Annotated in this window: 1 protein-coding gene and 1 pseudogene; both read right to left on the bottom strand. The window is 70.2% G+C overall.

The features are described 5' to 3' along the window. Positions 1–428, bottom strand: a pseudogene (locus AC1D15_RS32205) (hypothetical protein); the annotation flags it as partial. 149 nt (positions 429–577) lie between these two features. After that, on the bottom strand, positions 578–1,416 hold an 839-nt coding region (locus AC1D15_RS32200; RefSeq protein WP_477829257.1), incomplete at its 5' end, for a translocation/assembly module TamB domain-containing protein.

The following is a 1,416-nucleotide window of genomic DNA, read 5'->3' as shown; positions in this document are numbered from 1 at the left end:
GTGCTGCCGCTCTTGAATTCGCTGACGGTGCCGCTCGCCTGCACGTAGTCGCCCACTTTCACGTCGGCACCGCCCGGCGCGTAGACGAACAGGCCCTCGGAGGTCTTCGGGTCGGCATCGGCGACCGGCTGCTGGATGAAGAAACCCTTCAGCTGCTCGTCGCCCTGGAAATCGGCGGTGACGACGCCGCGCACCGTGACGGCCTGGCCGTCGAACGGGCTCAGCGCGCCCGGGCCCTGCACCGCGGTGATGTCGCGCAGCGTGTTCGGCGCGGCGGGGCAGTCCGGCAAGGTCGTGACGGGCGGATTGCCGCCGCCGCCGGCGGGCGGCGCGTCATCACCGCCGCCGCCGCAGGCCGACAGCGCGGCCAGCAGGCCGACGATGACGCCGGAGGTCCAGGACGCGTGCCACTTGGAATGGTTCGACATGCAAGTTCTCCCTGTTCGCGGAACTTCCGTCCGCAACTTCAACCGAGCGGGGCGACCGCGAGGGGCGGCCGGCAAAGCCGCGCAGGTTGCGCTGCCGGCGTGTCAGTGTCGTGACACGGGGAGTGCTTGCAAGTTCACGGCCAGCCAGCTCACTGCCAGCGCAGCGTCCAGATGAAGTCCAGCGAGTTGTCGAGCCCCGACTGCGCGCGCAGCGTGAAGCGCTGGGCGATCCGGTAGATCAGCTGCCAGTTGCCGGTGGTCGCGTTCAGGCTGCGTTCGTAGCCGACGTACCAGCGCCGCGACAGCTGCTTGCCAAGCGACACCACCGTCTCGCGCACGTCGGTCGCGCTGTTCGTGTTCTGCGACACCGACAGGTCGTCGATGCCCAGCACCTTCAGCGGATCGGCGCCGCCGCCTTCGCCGGCCAGCAGCGCCAGCGCCGCGCGCTGCAGCAGCGCGGTGTCGGATTTGCCCAGCCCGTCGCTCGCGCGGCCGAGCAGCATCCACGAGAGCTTGTCGATGTCGGACAGCTCCGGCTCGGAGAACAGCCGCACGCGCGGCGTCAGCGCGGTGCCGGTGATCGCGACGCCGACGCGCACGTCGGTGTTCGGCCGCGTCGCCTCGATGTCGAGGCGCGGGTTCTCCGGCGTGCCGGTGAAGGTGATGACGCCGCGGTCGATCGTCAGCTTCTGGCCATAGGCGTTGTAGGTGCCGTCGACCGCGCGCACGCTGCCGTTGAGCGCCAGCTTGCCGCCCGGCGTCGTCAGCTTCAGCTCGCCTTCGAGCCGGGTGTCGATGCCGCGCCCGCGCAGCCGCAGCGCCTGGCCCAGGTTCACCGTCAGGTCGACCGCGACGTTGCGGTTGCTTGGTGCGCCGGTCGGCGCGGTGACCTCGATGGCGGTGTTGCGGTTCACGACCACCACGTCGCCCGACAGGCTGGGCGCGCTCGACAGGCTGAAATCGAACAGCCCTTCGTCGACCTTGAAGC

The sequence above is a fragment of the Rhizobacter sp. P2_H2 genome, assembly GCF_056403375.1.
This window is presented reverse-complemented; position numbering and strand designations above follow the sequence as displayed.